Below are 17,710 nucleotides of genomic sequence, written 5' to 3' on the forward strand. Positions count from 1 at the left end.
CTCCTTACACGCCACGTTCGTTGGCGTACAGTAATGTGTGTAGTTGCGGTAGGACGCGGACGCTTTGCCATGACGGATCACGTGCAACGTCTTCCCATAGTTGTTTCAAACGACGGAGCTGGGCATCGGTGATGTCGCCGTCTGCACCGGGCTCCGGGTTACCAGCCGACAAATACATGACGTCCGGTGAGTAGCGCTGCTGCACTTCTTTCGCGTAGGCAAGGTCCACTTCATCAAAGACAGCAACTTTGAATGTCGTCTGCTCCGGGCGCAACCGTTCGACGATAGCGTCTAGTTGCTCCCAGTTCGTTTTCATACCAGACGATGGAGGTTTTGGACTGAGGGTCACGTCATCGATTTGTGTGAGCCAGTCTTGATAGCGGCTGCCTTGCGTCTCGACGGCGAGTGTGACGCCTCGTTCTTTCAACTTCTCGACCAAGTCTCCCATAGCCGCGATAAGGAGTGGATTGCCACCCGAGATGGTGACGTAATCGTACATACCAAGTGCATCCAGGCGAGCAATCACCTCATCGGCTGTCAGCATGTCCGGTTTTTCTGAACCGTCCCACGTAAAGGCGGAATCGCACCACGAACAGCGATAATCGCAACCGGCGGTCCGAACGAACATCGTCTTTTGTCCGATGGCGCGTCCTTCTCCTTGAAAGGTCGGTCCGAACACTTCAAGAACAGGGATTTTCACGATTCCACCAACCATTCACGGCGGAACTCAGCGTAAGACGTTGGCGTTTCATACAGACGGACGAACTCGACACGGACGTCGCGTTCATTTGGCAAGTGTGTCGCCAGTTGTTCAAAAATCCAATAACACATGTTTTCTGCAGTTGTATTCATATAAGGGAGTGACTCGTTTAAATAGCGATGATCGAGATACGGCTCAAGCTCTTCTTTGAAGATCTTTTTCAAATCACCAAAGTCGAGTGTCATGCCGCGATTGTCGAGAAAGCCGCTGACACCCATCTGGAGCTTATAAGTATGACCATGAAGGGCACGACATTTGCCGTCATAGTCAAAGAGATGGTGCGCCGCGTCGAACGTTACTTCTTTGACGATTTGAACGCGATGCGGACAGTAGATGAGCGATCCTTCTTGCTTTGATTCGACACTGGTCGGAGCGAGGAATGGAGCATGTTTCATACGCGCACCTCCTCGTAAGCTGTAAGTCCGTTTTGACGAAGCTTACACGCCGGACATTCTCCACAACCTGAACCGATGACACCGTTGTAGCAAGTGAGCGTGCGTTCTTTGACATAGTCAAAGGCACCGAGTTCGTCGGCGAGAGCCCACGTTTCTTTTTTATCGAGCCACATGAGCGGTGTGTCGATGACAAATGGATAATCCATCGCTAAATTGAGTGTCACATTGAGTGATTTGATGAATTGGTCTCGGCAATCCGGGTAACCTGAAAAGTCCGTTTCACATACACCGGTCACGATGTGATGCATACCGAGTTGTTTGGCCATGACGGCTGCAAACGATAAGAATAGATGGTTGCGTCCATCGACGAACGTGTTTGGGACGTCCGCATTGTCGATGTCGAGATCGTGTCTCGTGAGCGCGTTTGAAGTGAGTTGTCCGAGTAGGGACAAATCGAGGATGTGGTGTGGGACATCGAGTTCTGTCGCAATTTCTTTGGCGACTTCGATTTCCGCATCATGGCGTTGACCATATGCGAACGTCACCGCCTCCACATGAGAGAATTGTTGTTTTGCCCAAAACAGGCAAGTGGTTGAATCTTGGCCACCACTAAAGACGACCAATGCTTTTTCGTGTTGCATGAAGCACACTTCCTTTTCGCTAGTTTTGATGTCGGAGGAGGTTACGAACTCCGGAGGTCACCCTCAAGCATATAATTTATCATAAAAAGACGTTTGACAGGGAGAAAGGAAGCGAGTATAGTAAAAAACATCACTGACATGCTTTTGTGCATAAAAGCGTTTAAGCGGTTAGGCAAAATAATAAATAAAGAAGATATAACGAAAGGAGGGGACGTCGATGCAGATGAAAGGAAAAGAAGCTGTATTCGTCGTGTTGATGAGCGGGATTACCTTGCTCGCACTGATGTTTTTGGCCAAAGCGACGCCACATATGGCGATTTTTGGCACAATGGTAATAGTAGGTGGATATGCGTATTATCGTTCACGCGACTTCAAACAGATTGAAACGGCGATGATCAACGGAATTCGTGAAGCGATCATGCCGGTGTTGATTTTGTTGTTGATTGGGATGCTCATCGGAGTATGGCAAATGTCCGGGACGGTCGCGACGATCCTCTCCATCGGTCTAAATACAATCTCTGCTGAATGGTTCTTGCCGAGTGTCTTGTTGATCACGATGATCGTCTCGACCTTCACAGGAAGCGCCTTTACAACCGTCGGAACGGTCGGTGTCGCCTTATTTGGAATCGGGACGGCACTAGGCATCTCGCCAGCGCTCGCTGCAGGTGCCATCGTGTCGGGTGCCCTCTTCGGAGACAAGATGAGCCCGTTGTCGGATACGACGAACTTTGCGCCGGCAGTGGCGGGTGTCAAATTGTTCGACCACATTCGCTTCATGATGGGGACGACGATTCCAGCGTTCATCATCACGTTGATTTTATTCACGTTCCTCGGACGTAGCGGTCAAACTGCCGACACGGCACAAATCGCAGAGGCGCAAGCCGCATTAAGTGGACGTTTCGACCTCTCATGGCTCACGTTGATTGCTCCTGTCCTTGTCGCAGTACTGGCCTTCCGCCGCATGCCGGTCTTACCGACGATGCTCGTCGGGATGTTCGCCGGTGTGTTGACGGCCGGTTTCGTTCAAGGGAACTGGAGCATCTCGAACTGGCTCGGTGTCATGCAGTCGGGCTTCAAGTCAGGTGTCGAGAATGAATTGATTGCGAATGTACTCGATAAAGGTGGTCTTGAATCGATGCTCTGGTCGGTCAGTCTCGTCTTGATCGCCCTCGCGTTCGGTGGCTTATTACGTGAACTTGGTGTCTTCCAAGCCATCGTTGAATCGTTGCTCGAGCGTTTGAAGTCACCAGGGAGCTCGGTCCTATCAGTTGTCCTCAGTTCAATCGGTGTCAACTTGCTCGCGGGAGAACAGTACTTGTCGATTCTCTTGCCGGGTCAGGCGTTCAAGCAAGGGTTTATCGATCGTGGGATCGACCCACGCTACTTGTCACGGGCACTTGAAGATGGCGGGACCGTCATCAACCCGCTCATTCCGTGGGGAGTTTCTGGCGCATTCTTCGCAGCGACACTCGGCGTACCTGTATTGGAATACGCACCGTTTGCCTTCTTCCTCTGGCTCAGCCCGGTCTTCTCCATCATTTTGGGATACGTCCGATTGGGAAAGCAACGTGAATCGCTCAAAATCGCATCATAACGTCCAGGTGTCCTGCCATGCAGGGCATCTTTTTTGTGTGCAAGCTACGATTTTTGAGAAAATGAAACAAATGGAGGTGGAACCATGAAGCGACTCGATTTAGCATTTTATGAACAACCGACACTTGACTTGGCGCGTGCCTTACTCGGGCAATATTTGGTGAGGCGACATCCAGAAGGTGACATCATCGCGAAGATTGTCGAGACGGAAGCTTACCTCGGTGCCATCGACCGAGCAGCGCATAGCTTCGGAGGGCGTCGGACGAAGCGAACGGAAGTCATGTTTGGGAAACCGGGGCATGTGTACACCTATCAGATGCATACGCATACGCTCTTGAACGTGGTTAGTGGACCGGTCGGCACACCAGAAGCCGTCTTGATTCGAGCTGTCGAACCGATTCAAGGCCATGAATGGATTGCAACGAACCGTCCTGGGGTGAAGCGATATGACCAAACGAACGGCCCAGGGAAGTTGACGAAAGCACTCGGGATCACGATGGATTTATACGGTCATTCCTTTCAACAAGACCCACTCTATATCGTGGAGGGTGAAGCAGGAGTAGTAATCGAGGCGGGTCCACGCATCGGCATCCCGAACACGGGCGAGGCGCGTGACTATCCGTATCGATTTTTTGAACGCGACAATCCGTACGTCTCGAAGTTCCGTTGAATGCTCCTGGAGATGTTTAATTGATTCATGCCAGTGGAACAGTCCCTATGTGCATAAAACAAACAGAGGGAGTGTTTAGAACATGGCAAAAGTAGCAACGCTCATTACGGATATGTTTGAAGATGTAGAATTCACGGGTCCCCGTGACGCATTGGTGGATGCGGGACATGATGTCGTGACGATCGAGAAGAAAGCGGGTAATACGGTAGAAGGGAAACAAGGGGAGGCGAAAGTGAACATCGACCAATCGATTGACGATGTATCGCCGGAAGATTTTGATGCCCTTCTTTTACCTGGCGGGTTCTCACCTGACTTATTGCGAGAAGACGAGCGTTTTGTTTCGTTCGCCAAAGCATTCATGGATGCGAAGAAGCCTGTCTTTGCAATCTGTCACGGACCACAGCTGTTGATTACGGCGAAGACATTAGAAGGTCGTGACGCAACCGGCTATAAATCGATTAAAGTCGATATGGAGTATGCCGGAGCGAAATATGCGGACAAAGAAGTCGTTGTCTGTCAAAATCAGCTTGTGACGAGCCGTCAACCAGATGATATTCCGGCATTCAATCGTGAGATTCTCAACTTATTAAAATAACACGTCGACCACGAGAGGAATCTCGTGGTTTTTTTGTGTATTCGGGAATAAGAAAGATAAGGAGGCGATTCAAATGAGAAAACGAGCACGTTCACCGAGTTAAGTTCGTCGAAACATTGTTTGGTTAGGGTGCATTCGCTGGTTTGAAGGGCTGATTCCCGCATACGTGATTGAACGGTTATTTTGGGAGTCACGAGGCATCTCGATTCAAGAAGTTGTCTACTTGGAGATGATCTATGCGCTCATCATCGTCTTGTTCGAGGTGCCGACCGGCGTGTGGGCGGACCGGACGACACGGCGTCGGCTAATCCAGGTAGGTGTAGCCTTGGAGTGGTTATCGTTTTGGATCTTGTTATACTCGTTCACCTTCAGCGGATTTTTTGTCGCCATCAGCTGTTCGGCCATTGGGTCGGTCATTCGAAGTGGGGCAGAGAATGCGCTGCTATACGAGTCATTACAAGAAAGTCATGAAGCGTCGTCGTTCGAACGGGTTCTTGGAAAACTGAACGCGATTGGGATTATGGCCGCTGTGACGGCAGCATGGAGTGGCAGTATGTTGGCTCAATACCTTCCATTGGAGTGGAACTACAGACTTTCCATTCTCAGTTTATTGATGGCGACCGTGTGTAGCTTATTTCTCGTTGAACCCGTTCACGGCGAAGGAGAAGACCGATTGACGTGGCGGCACTTGTTGAAAGGATTTCAATTTGTGTGGTCTCACACATCCCTTCGTAACGTCACCATCGGATTTTTGGCAGCCGTGTCCGCATTCAATTTCATCGATGAGTTCTGGCAACTGTATGCACGTGATGTATCCATCCCGATCTATTGGTTCGGTGCCATTTCAAGCGTCCTGCTTTTGATTCAGTTACCTGGTCAACTTTTTGCGGGGACACTTATACGATTTGCGTCATCCGAACATTGGTTAAACGGGTTCGGTTGGCTAATGGGCGGTGGATTTCTTGTCATCGGACTTTTTCCGAATCCAATCGGAATCGGGCTGATGGGGCTGTTGGCTCTTATATATGGAGCGATGGAGCCGCTCTATTACGGTCTTCTGCATCATCAAGTTCCTTCATCCATTCGAGCGACGACGGAATCATCCGTCTCGATGCTATGGCATCTCGGTATCCTCGTGTTGGGGCTGGTCTTTATTGTAGGAACGACAGTGTCGCTATTTTTGGCGTTCATCTTAATTGGGCTTGTCGTTTGGTTCGTTCATGCGACCGCCCGATAATTTTTACAGACATGGGTCATAAGCCATGTCTGTTTTTACGTCTTAAGACGGACGAAAGATTGTGCCGAGAAGTGTATGATGAGAACAATCTTAACGAGTCAATAGGAGAAACAACGTGGAATGGTATGAATTATTTGTAGGATTTTTGTTAGGTGTCGTCGAGGGATTGACGGAATTTGCCCCAGTCTCGTCGACCGGTCATATGATTCTCGTGGACGGTCTCTGGTTGAATTCGAGTCAATTTTTAGGTCAGGAAGTAGCGAATACGTTTAAAATCGTCATTCAATTAGGGTCGATTTTAGCGGTCGTGGTCGTCTTTCGAGATCGGTTCAAAACGTTACTGAATCCAAAGTCGCTCCTCACCTTAAGACAAAGCGGAACCACACGTCAGTTCAATCTCATACATATTTTGATCGGATTGCTGCCTGCTGGCGTCCTCGGTGTACTGTTTGAGGACTACATCGATACACATCTCTTCTCGGTCAAGACGGTGTTGATTGGGTTAGTCATTGGGGCATTCTTTATGATTGCTGCAGATTTATCCGGTGTGAAGCGTCAGACGACCGCTACGCTCGATGACATCACGTACAAGCAAGCACTTGGTGTCGGGTTGATTCAATGTTTCTCACTATGGCCTGGGTTCTCTCGGTCCGGTTCAACGATTTCTGGAGGGGTTCTCCTCGGAATGAGTCACCGGGCAGCGGCAGATTTTACGTTCATCATGGCGGTACCGATCATGTTTGGAGCGAGTGCGTTGTCACTGTACAGCAAATGGACGTACTTCACGCTCGATACGTTACCCGTGTTTGTCGTCGGTTTCGTCAGCGCGTTTTTGTTCGCACTTCTTTCGATTAAATTCTTTTTGAAGTTGATTAACAAAGTGAAATTGATGCCGTTTGCGGTCTATCGAATCGTATTGGCCATCGTGATTTACGTTCTTTACTTCTAAAAAAACACGTGCGAATAGCACGTGTTTGAAACCAATGAATGGAATTGTTCGTAAAGTCTAGAAGAGGTGAAAACATGGGACAAATCGTTGTAGTATTCGGAACGTTAATCGGTCTTGGGACCGTCGGGGCATTGCTTTATATGACCCGTCTAGCCTATGAATCATGAGAACGGATAATGATAGAAGCGCTCACGTTGGAGTAACTCCATGACGTGGGCGTTTTCTGCGTTATCGATCGCACGAAGCAGACCTTCCGTCTGAGACCGGTGGGCAAACAGGGCATCTTTCTTTTGTTCGCTCTCTTCCGTTACATCGACGATGACGTGAGGTTGTCCGAGTTCGTCTTCTGTGCGGCGGTCAAAGGCGACACCTAAGAACTTAGGGCGCGTCTCGCCCATCTCTTGAAGCGCTCGTACGACGGCACGGGCTGTCGCTTCATGGTCCGGGTGGACGGCATATCCTGGATAGAATGAGATGACGGTTTCCGGCTTCACTTCGTCAATCAATGCGCGGAAGCGACCAGCGAGCTCGGCCTCGTCCTCAAATTCGACGGTCTTGTCACGAAGACCCCACATACGCAGGTCCTCGATGCCCATCATGCGACATGCTTCTTCGAGTTCATGTTTTCGAATTTTCGGTAGTTCTTCACGTGTCGTAAAGATTGGAGAACCCATATTACGTCCCATTTCACCGAGCGTCAAACAGACATATGTGACGGGTAGTCCTTTTTGACGATGTTGGATAATCGTTCCGGCCGAGCTGAACGCCTCATCGTCCGGGTGTGGGAATATGACGAGTAACGGTCCATTCATTGATTCTCCACCTCCGATGCGCCTTGTGGGAGCGGCTTGATATCGATGTGCAGCGCACATGCGAGACGACCGAGACGATCGTGACCAGCGAGTAACAACTGTTCTTCGTGCATTTCATAGTCGGTCAATCCCTCGACATAGAGCCAACCGTGATCGAGTTTTAAACCGACACGATAGGGACCATTTCCTTTAATTTGACCGATGCTGTATTCGATTTTGGCATTACGGATAAACATCCCGGCGTTATGAAAGTCCGGGTCATTATGTGTCGCGTAGGCACCGTTCGTCGTCTCGACATGGACGAAAAGTGGTGTCGCGACGTGATTGTCTAAATAGTGCTGAATGTGATCAGGTTGAATCGCTTTCACGTCTGTCCCTCCAATGGAAAGGATGACCCGAAACACGTAGTTCCGGGTCATCTGTTTACGATTGTGTTGCTACTTTTCTACGGTATCCGGTATGGTTCGTCGGTCCAACGTATTGGTTAAGACGGAATGAATGACGAACGGCTTCTGTGATGAACTCTTTTCCGATTTCAATCGCTTCTTCGACCGTGTGACCGTTGGCGAGTGAGGCTGCGATGGCAGAAGAGAACGTACATCCGCCGCCGTGTGTGAACGCAGGCTCGATTTTTTCACTTTCAAGAAGGCGGAATTCGTTTCCGTCGTACAAGACGTCGAATGCTGTATCGAATCCGAGTTTGCCACCGACTTTGACGATGACGATCTCTGCGCCGAGTTCATGGATTAAACGAGCGGCTTCTTTGATTTCGTCCATCGTTGCGGGTGTTTTATCAAGGCCAGCGAGCATACGCGCCTCGAATAAGTTCGGTGTGATGATTTTTGCGACTGGTACGAGGTGTTGACGCATCGCGACCGCAACGTTCGGATCAAGAATCTCATCCGCACCTTTACATGCCATGACCGGATCGACGACGGCATTCTGGATTCCGTATTCTTTAATCTTCCGTGCTGCGAGTTCGATGATTTCAGGTGTCGGGAGCATACCTGTCTTCACTGCATCGACTCCAATTCCAGCGAGCACCGTATCGATTTGTTTCTCGATCAAGGTCGTGTCGATTGGAAAGACTTCGTGATTCCATGCGTTATGTGGGTCTTGTGCCACGATGACAGTCAAAGCTGTCATACCGTATACACCGAGTTCTTCCATCGTTTTGAGGTCGGCTTGGATTCCCGCGCCGCCGCTTGTGTCAGAACCGGCAATCGTCAATGCTTTTTTCATCGTCATAATCGTCCATCCCCTTTGTCTGTTTGGATAGTTTCACTATAACGACTTTTTTGAATTCCGACAAATGCAAGGATTACGAGAAGTGTTCATAACTTTTCAGAAAAAGTATGCAGGATATTCATCATATTTGGGGAATAATAATGAATAGGGTGTAGACCACTTTATTATTGGCTGGGAGGAAAACGCATGTTAGTGCATAGCTTATGTATCCCGAAGAAAGATGTTGTCACCATCAGTGAAAAGGCAACATTGCGGGAAGCGCTTCATACGCTTGAAGAAACAGGATACCGTTGTGTACCTGTTTTAGACGAGACGGGGAAATTTTTCCGCGGTAACATTTACAAGATGCATATTTATCGTCATGGAATGAACGGGGAAAACATGGACGATAATGTGATGACACTCATCAAGAATACACAAAAGTACGTCCATGAGTCAGATGGATTCTTTGAAGTATTTTTCTCAATCAAAGAGTTGCCGTACATTGCTGTATTGAAAGATGAGAGCAATGAATTTTATGGCATTCTTCCCCACGGTAAGATGCTCGGGATGCTCGAAGAAGCATGGAGTCGCGACACGGGTAGTTACGTCTTGACAATCGCCTTGAGCGAACAGGCTGGGGCACTTGAGAAAATCACGAAAATCGTGAACAAATATACATCAATCGCGAGCTTGATGACGCTCGATGCGAAAAGTAAAGTATTGCGTCGGGTACTCGTGACACTACCACCAGACTGTGAAGAAGACATGAAAAACAAGGTTGTCTCTAAGCTTGAACAAAAAGGCTTCCGGATTGTCGAAGTCGAGAACTTAAAGAACTAAGTCAAAACCCTTTCACTTGGCGTGAAAGGGTTTTTCGTCGAGTCGTTTTTCCATCCGAATATCGGACCAAAATTGACCGTCCCAGTAGGTGAAGTGCTCGATCCGACCGATTTCTTGATACCCACATTTCGTATAGAGACGATGGGCCGCATGGTTGAAAGCGAATACGCCAAGTTCCATACGAGGTGTTTGTTTGGCTCGCAATTGCTCTTCTAACAAACGAAGAGCTTCTGTGCCAACGCCTTTTCCGCGACCTACAGATTCGCCGATGACGAAACCGAGCCAAGCTGTACCGGGTTCTTGTCGATATAAATGAGGCGGGTCATACATGACGTTCATTTCTCCGACGAGATGGTCATCTGCGTAGATAAGGAAAATATCGTGTGTTAAGAGTCGTTCTTCTAAATCGTCAACCGTCATCTCATAATGGGCGGTCAATTCTTCTTTAGAGCGGCTCGGGCGAATAAGATGGACGATCTCAGGATCGTTATTCCAACGATTGAATGTATCGACGATGTCGCCGGATGCGACTGTTAATGGAACAAGTGAGATATTGATAGGTCATTCTCCTTTCTCGCTTGAACACATTCGATTCAATCGTCAAAATTCCTGCTCTTATACCGGCTTTAATACGTTTAAGTGGCTCGGCAATACTTCAAAGGTGAGGGGTAGCTTGCCGCCTGTGTCCCCGTCAGCATTTACAGGAAGCGCATCAGGCGAGGTCACGTTCACCCGTGACGTACAAAATGAGGTGACGCTATCCGTTTCCTTCAACTTTCCTGTAAAGAGGGCGGGTGTTAATTGAAGTGCGTCCTTTAACCCGAGCTCTTCAAAGATATAGACGTGAAGAAGACCATCATTAAGTCGCGCGTCCGGTTCGAAGTTTTCGAATCCTCCGACCGAGTTCGTCAAGGCGATAACGACGAGATAAGCCTCGCCATCAAACTCCCCGTCTTTACTGTCAAGCGCCAACTCATATGGACTATGTTCACGGAACGCTTTTACACCCTCAATCAAGTAAGCGAACGGTCCCCATTTCGTCTTTTCTTCCACACTTACTTCGTCGACAGCTTCGGCAATGAGCCCGATGGCGATGACGTTCATGAAATAACCGTTCTCATACTTTCCGATATCCATCGGTGTCGGTTCAGCGTCGCGGAGAGCCTCGATTGCTTGTTTAGGGTCACTTGGGACACCGAGTGCACGGGCGAGGTCGTTGACCGTCCCAAGTGGAATGATACCGAAGTCAGGTCGATGAGTAGCCTCGGCTAGACCGGTCACCGCTTCGTTCAAGGTTCCGTCCCCACCCATCGCAATCACGGCCTGATAGTGCTTTTCTGCCGCTTCACGTGCGAAGTTCGTCGCATCCTGTTCCTTTTCAGTGAAGCGGACATCGACGTGTCCATATCGTTCGCGCAACACCTCTTCGGCATGTGTTGCGTGTTGTTCCCCCAACTCTTTCCCTGAGGATGGATTGACGATTAACATGACTGTGTCCATTCCAACATGTCTCCTTTTCAACTCGAATACTGTCCTTTATTCCCGTCAAAGAAAGCAGATACTCCTAAAAAATCCCCATGTCGATTAGCTATCTCGCTCTAATCTTCAAGGGGATGCGTTGGGCATTCGATTGTTTAATAATGACGGAATGCGGACATATCTAAATGACTTGCTTCCGACTCGTCCACGGCAAGTTCGATGCGCAAATGTTCATTGAACGGGGAGACGAGAGCCCCCATACAGGCGACCGGTTCATGATCGGGGACCGGTGATTTACGTTTCGTTTTGACGAATAAATAGTCCGATCGTTTCAACGTCAATAAGAAACGTTCCACGGCATGCGGTTCACGGGTCACGTTTGGCCAAGGTAAATGATTGAATAATAAAAAGACCGCGCCTTCTTTTTCGAGCGCATAGTCCGGTGCGATGCCTTCCCGATTCAACAAATCGATGACAGCATGCAAAAACTCCCGTCTAATCGTCAATGAAATTTCGTAATACTCACGCATACGGTCCACCCTTTCTTAAAATCACAATACTACCATTCTAAACGTTTCCGACATGGGCGACAATGAAGAAGTTCCTTGACGAAGTATTTTTCCCGGCTTATACTGCATAAGTCCTGCTATACTAGTGATATATGATGAACGAATTGAGGTGAAACCGACATGATTGAATCCCTTGAATTGAAGGCGTGGGTTGTTCTTGCGCGTACGATGGATGCCATCAGTGATCGTGTGAAAGAAGATTTACGACGCCACCAGTTAAATTCAACAGAGTTCGGTGTTTTATCCGTACTGTATAAACGAGGAGACACCCCGTTGCAACAAATTGGGGATCAGATTTTGATTACGAGCGGTAGCGTGACATATGTGATCGATAAGTTGGAGAAGCGAGGGCTGATTGAACGAATCGCCTGCCCGTCTGACCGACGTGTCACATATGCTTCATTGACAGACGATGGAAAGGCGCTCATGGACGTCGTCTATCCGCAACATATTGAAATCTTCAAAGATATATATGGACCGTTAAGTGATGAAGAGACGGAACAATTGATTTCGTTATTGAAACGAGTCGGTTATAACGCAGCGGGCAAATAAAGCCCGTTGCTTTTTTATTCAATATCTTGAAATTAAAATAATTGACGATGAGATATACAGATGATATAGTTCTAACTGTTATTGAAAAATTAGAGATTACACAAATGGAGGATTACACGATGACTAAAGTATTATATGTATCGGCTAACCCGAAACCAACTGAACTTTCATACAGCAAACAAGTGGCAGAAACATTCGTTTCGACACTCCAAGCAGAAAATCCATCAATCGAAGTGGAAGCAATCGAACTCTACGATGTTGATGTTCAAGAAATCGACGGAGATGTGCTCAGTGCATGGGGCAAATTCGCTTCAGGCGAAGCGCTCACTGATGTAGAAGCGAAAAAGGTAGGCACAATGAGCGGCATGCTTGAGAAATTCATGGAAGCGGACCTTTACGTGTTCGCGACTCCAATGTGGAACTTCTTCTTCCCAGCACGTATGAAAATGTTCCTCGATAGCGTGCTCATGGCAGGTAAAACGTTCCGTTACACGGAGCAAGGTCCTGTCGGCTTGCTTGAAAACAAACAAGCGATCCACATCCAAGGGACAGGCGGAATCTACACAGGAACTGACCTTAACTTCGCAGACGCATACCTTCGCCAAGCGCTCGCGTTCGTCGGTGTATCTGAAGTGACGACGGTAGCGGTCGAAGGGATGAACCAATACCCAGATAAAATCGAAGAGATCGTGGCAGACGCGAAAGCGAAAGCTGAGGCACTTGCGAAAGAAGTTGCAGGCGCAGTAACGGTATAACCTAGAGAGACGAGTCGATTGACTCGTCTTTTTGTATGCATTTATTTTGGGTATGATACAAAGGGAAAGGGGAGTATGCAATGGCAGATCAGTTATCGAGTCGACTACTTGGAGATTGGACGGATATTGTCCAAGAAGAGATGAAACGACCTTATTTTCAACAGTTGAAGCAATTCGTCGACCAAGCTTATGAAGAAACGATCGTTTACCCGGCCCGAGAAGATATTTGGAACGCATTTATTCACACAAAATTTAGTGAAGTGAAGTGCGTCATTTTAGGGCAAGATCCGTACCACGGACCGAATCAAGCGCATGGACTCAGTTTTTCGGTGCAGGACGGGGTTCGTTTCCCACCGTCTCTACGAAACATCTTTCAAGAACTAAAAGATGACGTTGGATGTGATCTCCCGAAGAGTGGCAATCTCGAGAAATGGGCGAAACAAGGCGTCCTTCTCTTAAATACGGCACTGACGGTTGAAGCGGGAAAGGCGGGCTCTCACCGTGGAAAAGGATGGGAACAGTTCACTGATTCCATCATTGAGCGGCTCGGGAGTCGTGAGGAACCGATTGTATTCATCTTGTGGGGAAATGATGCGAAGAAGAAAATGAAATGGATTGGAGACCAACATAAAGTGCTCACGTCGGTACATCCAAGTCCTTTGTCATCCCATCGTGGATTCTTCGGTTCTAAGCCATTCTCCAAAGTAAACGATACATTGAAGGAGTGGGGAAAATCTCCGATTGAGTGGTGTCTCTGACAGTTTGCGAAAATTCGCAGGCTGTTTTTTGTTGACGCTTTTGTTTAGCTTTGGTACAGTAACTAACAAGACGTCACTTTAGTGCTTAAAAGCATATATGCATAACAGCATAACTGCAGAAAAGATAAAGAATTGGATATGTAAGAAAAGCGAAGAAAGAACCGAAGTAGAGACATCTTCCCTGGCCCAGAGAGCGTGTGGTGCTGCGAACACGCCCAAAAGATGAATCGAATTACAGTTCCTGAGCTCTCATCATTGAGCGGTCCCCCGTTATCGGATCAAGCGGCTAGAATTTTTCTAGCAACCAGGGTGGTACCGCGGCTTTGTCGTCCCTATCGATTCAATCGATAGGGATTTTTTGATTTTAAAGGAGGACTTCACATGTTGACACAATCGATTCCAAAACACCTAGCCCCACATATTTCACCGCAGTTCTACAATGAATACACACCAACAGATCATGCCGTTTGGCGTTTCGTGTTGCGGTTGAACTTGCACACGTTAGAAGGGAAGGCGCATCCGTTTTACATCGAAGGATTGAAACGGACGGGAATGGGACCGGATCGATTGCCGAACGTCGAACAGATGACGGATGAGATGCAGGCGGCAGGATGGTCGACGGTCGCAGTGGATGGGCTCATCCCCGGCGTTGCCTTTTTTGACTTCCAAGGAAACGGGATGCTCCCGGTCGCGACAGACATTCGGAAAGTCGAGAATATTTTATACAGTCCAGCCCCTGACATCATTCACGAGGCGGCGGGACATGCGCCAATGTTGATGGACCCGACGTTTTCGGCAATCGTCAAACGCTTCGGTCAATTAGGGGCCAAGGCGTTCATGAACCGAGAAGAACATGCCTCGTTCGCCGCATTGAAACGCTTGACGATTGTGAAGGAGAATGCGAATTCGACTGAACAGGACATCGAGGCGGCGGAGAAAGCCGTACATGAGGCGAAAGCGCAAGTGACTGGCTTTTCTGAAGCACAACAGGTCGCGCGTATCTTTTGGTGGACCGTTGAATTCGGATTGATTGGTGACCTCGACAACCCGATGATTTACGGGGCAGGCCTCTTATCATCGGTAGGAGAGAGCCGTCACTGTCTGACAGATGCGGTCGTCAAACATCCATTCGACTTGGAGCACGCGCTACAGACGAAGCAAGACGTGACAAACATGCAAAAAGAGCTATTCGTTATTCCAAACTTTGAGACGCTCTCTTCTGTCTTAGATGAACTAGAGGGAAGAATGGCGATTCGAAAAGGTGGGATTGAATCTGTGGCGAAAGCGTTGGCGTCGGGAAGTCAATCGACGATTCGACTTGAAGATGGATCAGAACGTGTCGGCATCGTTCGTCACATGACGGAGTCGAAAGAACATACGCTCATTCAATGGGATGAATGTTCAATTGTACAACATGGACAGCTCACACAAAAAGAGCGACACGGGCTACTGATCGCTCATGACACAGAGTCCGCGCTCGATCGCGATGACCTCTTTGAGGACGGGACGAGCATTCGGCAAGCATGTGCATCCGGTGCACTCGAAGACGTGACGGTTCACCTAGAAGGACGGACGATCTCACTCGACTCGCTCGAAGTACGTGTCGATTCGCTTCCATCAGTTTTCCCAGGAACAACGGTAGACGAGCTGATGATGATTGAAAAACCGGTGATCATCGAACGGGATGAACGTGTATGGACTAACGATGATCCGATGTTCAACCGCATCCATCTCATGCGTGAGCGGGGAGAATCAATCGATGGTCTCATCCCAGAGATTTTAACGAACCACCCTGACGCCTGGTTATTACACATCGAGTGCCTGGAGTTGGTGAAGGATGAAGGACTGAAACAGACATTGATTGAACGTCTTGAAGCATTGCGTCAAACTTCCCCATCCCGAAATGAATTGATTGGTCGCGCGTTCGACCTATTGCGCTAACGAAAAGAGGCGACGTTTTCCACTGTAGGAGAACGTCGCCTCTTGTGCGTTATACAGATTGATTTGTCGTTTCACGTAAGAACGTAATCAAACGACGATACGTGGAATTAGCCGCTGGGCGGTCCATTTCGAAGTAATAGTTATGGCCAAGCTCGTGCTCGTTCCAATCATAAAAGACAGTCGTGACATCCGTACGTCCTGAAAGAATCGTTGCAAATTCCTTGGCCTGCTCCTCAAAGGAATGGTCATTCCCGTCCGCGATAAACGTTGGGACGAATGTGGCCGGTACATTGACGAGTGGCGACGCTTCAGCAACGACCGGGAGAGTTTCCCAATTGTATGTGCCGAAGTATGCCCATCCGATTCGTTTGAACAAGAAGCGGTTCACTGACTTTGATGATTCGAGCCATGTGCGCTTCAAGTCGAGCGGTGCAGACAAGAGGATGGCACCGAGGATTGAGGATTTTGGTACGACTTGTCCCACTTCAGCAGAAGGCGAATAGTCGTCATTCAACTGAATTCCGACAAACTGTGCAGCGAGCTGTCCACCATTCGAATCACCTGCAAAGAAGACGCGGTCTAAATCGAGACGGAAGCGGTCATTGTTCTCAGCGATGAACGAGTACGCTTCTTCGATTTGTTTGAGAGGGGTCGGGTACATCACGTCAGGTGCGAGTGCGTAATTGATACTGACGACGTTGTAGCCGTTACTCGCAATTGAAGTGGCGTATTTTAACACATCCGATTTATCCCCACCGACGAATGATCCGCCATGTACCCAAAAAATGGTAGGGACCGTGCGGCTATTTCCTTCATAACGGATCAAATCAAAGGTTCCATTGTCATAAGAAGACAAGTAGTCGATGTCTTTTCGGACAGACGTCTTTTGAACGACTTCCTCGAATCCCTTCATCTCCACTTCGTTTCCCCCCGCAAACGAAGTTTTGATTAAACGTGTGGCTGGTTTCGGTGAGAGGAACACATAAGCCGCTCCTGCGACCGCAGTTCCAATCAATCCGACTCCAGCTCGTTTCAACCCTTTATTCATCTTCCTTCCTCCCTTTCTACAATCAGAAGCTTATTGCGTGACGAGTACGTCCGCCATGTAAGTTTCGATGACATGAGCGATTCCGTCTTCGTTGTTTGATTTTGTTATGAAGTCCGCTTTTCCTTTGACCGTCGTGTTAGCATTTCCCATCGCGACGCCGAGGCCGGCCCATTCAATCATCGTCAAATCATTGTTTCCGTCACCGCAAGCGATGACTTCTTTTTGTGCGATGCCGAGTTGATCTGCAAGGAAGGCGAGACTCGTTCCTTTTGTGACACCGGCTTCAGTAAACTCAAGGAAGAACGGTTTTGAACGGGCTACAGCCAATTTCCCGGCCAATTCTGTTTGTAGCTTCGTTTCGATTGGAGCGAGTGTGTCGCCATCCGCAAGCATCAAACATTTGACGACCGGAGCTGTCACGGCATCTTTAAAGTTGTCGACATGAATGACCGGCATTCCCGTCAATTCACCTTCGATATCCGTATAAGGGTTCGGGCGATCGGTTACGATTTCGTTACCGACGTACGTATGAATCGCGATTCCTTCCCGTTCACTGATATCATGGAGATGGGCGACTGTATCCGGCTGGAGCGTGCTCGAGAAAATCTCCTCGTTTGTCGCACAATCGATGACCGAGGCACCGTTGAACGATAAGATGTAGCTTCCGTATTTCGCAAGTTCTAATTCACGGGCTGCTTCCCACATCGCAAACGTTGGTCGTCCGCTCGCGAGAACGACTTTATAGCCGCGCGCCTGTGCATCGAGAAGTGCTTCTTTTGTCTTAGGGGAAATCGTATGGTCGCTCGTGAGGAGCGTATCATCCATATCCAATACAATCATCTTGTAACTCATAGTAGTAGGGGGTCCTCCTTCAGAATCTAATGAC

21 protein-coding genes and 1 other annotated feature are annotated in these 17,710 nt (G+C 48.5%); of the genes, 10 read left to right on the forward strand and 11 right to left on the reverse strand.

Translation table 11 applies throughout. The annotated features are described in order from the left end of the window. Positions 1 to 4: 4 nt before the first annotated feature. From queE to queC, 3 genes are read right to left on the reverse strand one after another with little or no spacing between them, the layout of a single operon-like run. The gene (gene queE / locus KNO78_RS11895) at positions 5 to 715 is read right to left on the reverse strand and encodes a 7-carboxy-7-deazaguanine synthase QueE (protein WP_031424381.1); all 711 of its coding nucleotides are present in this window, start codon (positions 713 to 715) and stop codon (positions 5 to 7) included. Continuing rightward, positions 697 to 1,155 carry a 6-carboxytetrahydropterin synthase QueD gene (gene queD, locus KNO78_RS11900; protein ID WP_015880475.1) on the reverse strand — a complete coding sequence of 153 codons (459 nt, stop codon included), beginning with the start codon at positions 1,153 to 1,155 and terminating at the stop codon, positions 697 to 699. The genes queE and queD overlap by 19 nt, the downstream gene beginning before the upstream one ends. Beyond that, positions 1,152 to 1,796: a 7-cyano-7-deazaguanine synthase QueC gene (gene queC / locus KNO78_RS11905; RefSeq protein ID WP_159563339.1), complete on the reverse strand. Its 645-nt coding sequence runs from the start codon at positions 1,794 to 1,796 to the stop codon at positions 1,152 to 1,154. The genes queD and queC overlap by 4 nt, the downstream gene beginning before the upstream one ends. A 217-nt stretch (positions 1,797 to 2,013) precedes the next feature. Here queC and nhaC point away from each other — a divergent pair, with 217 nt between their 5' ends. The 5 genes from nhaC to KNO78_RS11930 all read left to right on the forward strand — a co-directional run bounded on the left by nhaC (position 2,014) and on the right by KNO78_RS11930 (position 6,840). Next, a complete protein-coding gene (gene nhaC / locus KNO78_RS11910; RefSeq protein ID WP_159563340.1) occupies positions 2,014 to 3,390 on the forward strand; it encodes a Na+/H+ antiporter NhaC in 1,377 nt (458 codons plus the stop codon). A gap of 84 nt (positions 3,391 to 3,474) precedes the next feature. Next, complete coding sequence (locus KNO78_RS11915) at positions 3,475 to 4,059, forward strand: DNA-3-methyladenine glycosylase (protein WP_196430341.1); 585 nt, start codon at positions 3,475 to 3,477, stop codon at positions 4,057 to 4,059. Positions 4,060 to 4,141: 82 nt separating this feature from the next. Continuing rightward, positions 4,142 to 4,654: a type 1 glutamine amidotransferase domain-containing protein gene (locus tag KNO78_RS11920; protein ID WP_026824537.1), complete on the forward strand. Its 513-nt coding sequence runs from the start codon at positions 4,142 to 4,144 to the stop codon at positions 4,652 to 4,654. Between the two features lie 166 nt (positions 4,655 to 4,820). After that, positions 4,821 to 5,891 (forward strand): MFS transporter, encoded by a 1,071-nt coding sequence (locus KNO78_RS11925; RefSeq protein ID WP_214691314.1) that lies wholly within the window; start codon positions 4,821 to 4,823, stop codon positions 5,889 to 5,891. A gap of 115 nt (positions 5,892 to 6,006) precedes the next feature. After that, positions 6,007 to 6,840: an undecaprenyl-diphosphate phosphatase gene (locus KNO78_RS11930; RefSeq protein ID WP_214691313.1), complete on the forward strand. Its 834-nt coding sequence runs from the start codon at positions 6,007 to 6,009 to the stop codon at positions 6,838 to 6,840. Positions 6,841 to 7,001: 161 nt separating this feature from the next. Here the strand turns inward: KNO78_RS11930 and bshB2 are convergent, their stop codons facing one another. From bshB2 to pdxK, 3 genes are read right to left on the reverse strand one after another with little or no spacing between them, the layout of a single operon-like run. Beyond that, a complete protein-coding gene (gene bshB2 / locus KNO78_RS11935; protein WP_074034954.1) occupies positions 7,002 to 7,652 on the reverse strand; it encodes a bacillithiol biosynthesis deacetylase BshB2 in 651 nt (216 codons plus the stop codon). Next, positions 7,649 to 8,020 (reverse strand): YojF family protein, encoded by a 372-nt coding sequence (locus KNO78_RS11940; RefSeq protein WP_074034952.1) that lies wholly within the window; start codon positions 8,018 to 8,020, stop codon positions 7,649 to 7,651. Before KNO78_RS11940 ends, bshB2 begins: the two co-directional genes overlap by 4 nt. A gap of 55 nt (positions 8,021 to 8,075) precedes the next feature. Next, the gene (gene pdxK / locus KNO78_RS11945; RefSeq protein ID WP_214691312.1) at positions 8,076 to 8,900 is read right to left on the reverse strand and encodes a pyridoxine/pyridoxal/pyridoxamine kinase; all 825 of its coding nucleotides are present in this window, start codon (positions 8,898 to 8,900) and stop codon (positions 8,076 to 8,078) included. A 186-nt stretch (positions 8,901 to 9,086) separates the two neighbouring features. Here pdxK and cbpA point away from each other — a divergent pair, with 186 nt between their 5' ends. Further along, complete coding sequence (gene cbpA / locus KNO78_RS11950) at positions 9,087 to 9,722, forward strand: cyclic di-AMP binding protein CbpA (protein WP_031424393.1); 636 nt, start codon at positions 9,087 to 9,089, stop codon at positions 9,720 to 9,722. A 12-nt stretch (positions 9,723 to 9,734) separates the two neighbouring features. Here the strand turns inward: cbpA and KNO78_RS11955 are convergent, their stop codons facing one another. The 3 genes from KNO78_RS11955 to KNO78_RS11965 all read right to left on the reverse strand — a co-directional run bounded on the left by KNO78_RS11955 (position 9,735) and on the right by KNO78_RS11965 (position 11,731). Continuing rightward, the gene (locus KNO78_RS11955) at positions 9,735 to 10,280 is read right to left on the reverse strand and encodes a GNAT family N-acetyltransferase (RefSeq protein WP_074034948.1); all 546 of its coding nucleotides are present in this window, start codon (positions 10,278 to 10,280) and stop codon (positions 9,735 to 9,737) included. Positions 10,281 to 10,337: 57 nt separating this feature from the next. Then, positions 10,338 to 11,222: a diacylglycerol/lipid kinase family protein gene (locus tag KNO78_RS11960; protein ID WP_074034946.1), complete on the reverse strand. Its 885-nt coding sequence runs from the start codon at positions 11,220 to 11,222 to the stop codon at positions 10,338 to 10,340. Positions 11,223 to 11,356: 134 nt separating this feature from the next. Continuing rightward, positions 11,357 to 11,731, reverse strand: a complete 375-nt coding sequence (locus tag KNO78_RS11965) for a hypothetical protein (RefSeq protein ID WP_078146123.1) — start codon at positions 11,729 to 11,731, stop codon at positions 11,357 to 11,359. 159 nt (positions 11,732 to 11,890) lie between these two features. On the opposite strand from KNO78_RS11965, the gene KNO78_RS11970 reads away from it, so the two are divergent. The 4 genes from KNO78_RS11970 to KNO78_RS11985 all read left to right on the forward strand — a co-directional run bounded on the left by KNO78_RS11970 (position 11,891) and on the right by KNO78_RS11985 (position 15,776). Continuing rightward, positions 11,891 to 12,322, forward strand: coding sequence for a MarR family winged helix-turn-helix transcriptional regulator (locus tag KNO78_RS11970; RefSeq protein WP_047795835.1), 432 nt, complete (start codon positions 11,891 to 11,893; stop codon positions 12,320 to 12,322). A 119-nt stretch (positions 12,323 to 12,441) separates the two neighbouring features. Then, the gene (locus tag KNO78_RS11975; RefSeq protein WP_078146124.1) at positions 12,442 to 13,077 is read left to right on the forward strand and encodes an FMN-dependent NADH-azoreductase; all 636 of its coding nucleotides are present in this window, start codon (positions 12,442 to 12,444) and stop codon (positions 13,075 to 13,077) included. A gap of 80 nt (positions 13,078 to 13,157) precedes the next feature. Then, positions 13,158 to 13,835 (forward strand): uracil-DNA glycosylase, encoded by a 678-nt coding sequence (locus KNO78_RS11980; protein WP_074034942.1) that lies wholly within the window; start codon positions 13,158 to 13,160, stop codon positions 13,833 to 13,835. A gap of 143 nt (positions 13,836 to 13,978) precedes the next feature. After that, positions 13,979 to 14,172: a binding site (T-box leader), on the forward strand. A gap of 44 nt (positions 14,173 to 14,216) precedes the next feature. Further along, a complete protein-coding gene (locus KNO78_RS11985; protein WP_214691311.1) occupies positions 14,217 to 15,776 on the forward strand; it encodes an aromatic amino acid hydroxylase in 1,560 nt (519 codons plus the stop codon). Positions 15,777 to 15,825: 49 nt separating this feature from the next. On the opposite strand, the gene KNO78_RS11990 is transcribed toward KNO78_RS11985, so the two are convergent. Together KNO78_RS11990 and KNO78_RS11995 are read right to left on the reverse strand one after the other, a co-directional pair. Beyond that, positions 15,826 to 16,824, reverse strand: coding sequence for an alpha/beta hydrolase (locus KNO78_RS11990; RefSeq protein WP_214691310.1), 999 nt, complete (start codon positions 16,822 to 16,824; stop codon positions 15,826 to 15,828). A 30-nt stretch (positions 16,825 to 16,854) separates the two neighbouring features. Next, a complete protein-coding gene (locus KNO78_RS11995) occupies positions 16,855 to 17,676 on the reverse strand; it encodes a Cof-type HAD-IIB family hydrolase (protein ID WP_159563347.1) in 822 nt (273 codons plus the stop codon). Positions 17,677 to 17,710: the final 34 nt, after the last annotated feature.

This window comes from Exiguobacterium sp. s132, assembly GCF_018617235.1.
In the GTDB taxonomy this organism is placed as follows: domain Bacteria; phylum Bacillota; class Bacilli; order Exiguobacteriales; family Exiguobacteriaceae; genus Exiguobacterium; species Exiguobacterium profundum.

Excerpts from the sequence above, each read along its gene's own strand:
- cbpA (WP_031424393.1), top strand. The coding sequence starts at position 9,087 with ATGTTAGTGCATAGCTTATGTATCCCGAAGAAAGATGTTGTCACCATC.
- queE (WP_031424381.1), bottom strand. The coding sequence starts at position 715 with ATGGTTGGTGGAATCGTGAAAATCCCTGTTCTTGAAGTGTTCGGACCG.
- KNO78_RS11990 (WP_214691310.1), bottom strand. The coding sequence starts at position 16,824 with ATGAATAAAGGGTTGAAACGAGCTGGAGTCGGATTGATTGGAACTGCG.
- KNO78_RS11995 (WP_159563347.1), bottom strand. The coding sequence starts at position 17,676 with ATGAGTTACAAGATGATTGTATTGGATATGGATGATACGCTCCTCACG.
- KNO78_RS11915 (WP_196430341.1), top strand. The coding sequence starts at position 3,475 with ATGAAGCGACTCGATTTAGCATTTTATGAACAACCGACACTTGACTTG.
- KNO78_RS11920 (WP_026824537.1), top strand. The coding sequence starts at position 4,142 with ATGGCAAAAGTAGCAACGCTCATTACGGATATGTTTGAAGATGTAGAA.
- KNO78_RS11965 (WP_078146123.1), bottom strand. The coding sequence starts at position 11,731 with ATGCGTGAGTATTACGAAATTTCATTGACGATTAGACGGGAGTTTTTG.
- queC (WP_159563339.1), bottom strand. The coding sequence starts at position 1,796 with ATGCAACACGAAAAAGCATTGGTCGTCTTTAGTGGTGGCCAAGATTCA.
- nhaC (WP_159563340.1), top strand. The coding sequence starts at position 2,014 with ATGCAGATGAAAGGAAAAGAAGCTGTATTCGTCGTGTTGATGAGCGGG.
- KNO78_RS11980 (WP_074034942.1), top strand. The coding sequence starts at position 13,158 with ATGGCAGATCAGTTATCGAGTCGACTACTTGGAGATTGGACGGATATT.
- pdxK (WP_214691312.1), bottom strand. The coding sequence starts at position 8,900 with ATGACGATGAAAAAAGCATTGACGATTGCCGGTTCTGACACAAGCGGC.
- bshB2 (WP_074034954.1), bottom strand. The coding sequence starts at position 7,652 with ATGAATGGACCGTTACTCGTCATATTCCCACACCCGGACGATGAGGCG.
- KNO78_RS11975 (WP_078146124.1), top strand. The coding sequence starts at position 12,442 with ATGACTAAAGTATTATATGTATCGGCTAACCCGAAACCAACTGAACTT.
- KNO78_RS11985 (WP_214691311.1), top strand. The coding sequence starts at position 14,217 with ATGTTGACACAATCGATTCCAAAACACCTAGCCCCACATATTTCACCG.
- KNO78_RS11970 (WP_047795835.1), top strand. The coding sequence starts at position 11,891 with ATGATTGAATCCCTTGAATTGAAGGCGTGGGTTGTTCTTGCGCGTACG.
- KNO78_RS11960 (WP_074034946.1), bottom strand. The coding sequence starts at position 11,222 with ATGGACACAGTCATGTTAATCGTCAATCCATCCTCAGGGAAAGAGTTG.
- queD (WP_015880475.1), bottom strand. The coding sequence starts at position 1,155 with ATGAAACATGCTCCATTCCTCGCTCCGACCAGTGTCGAATCAAAGCAA.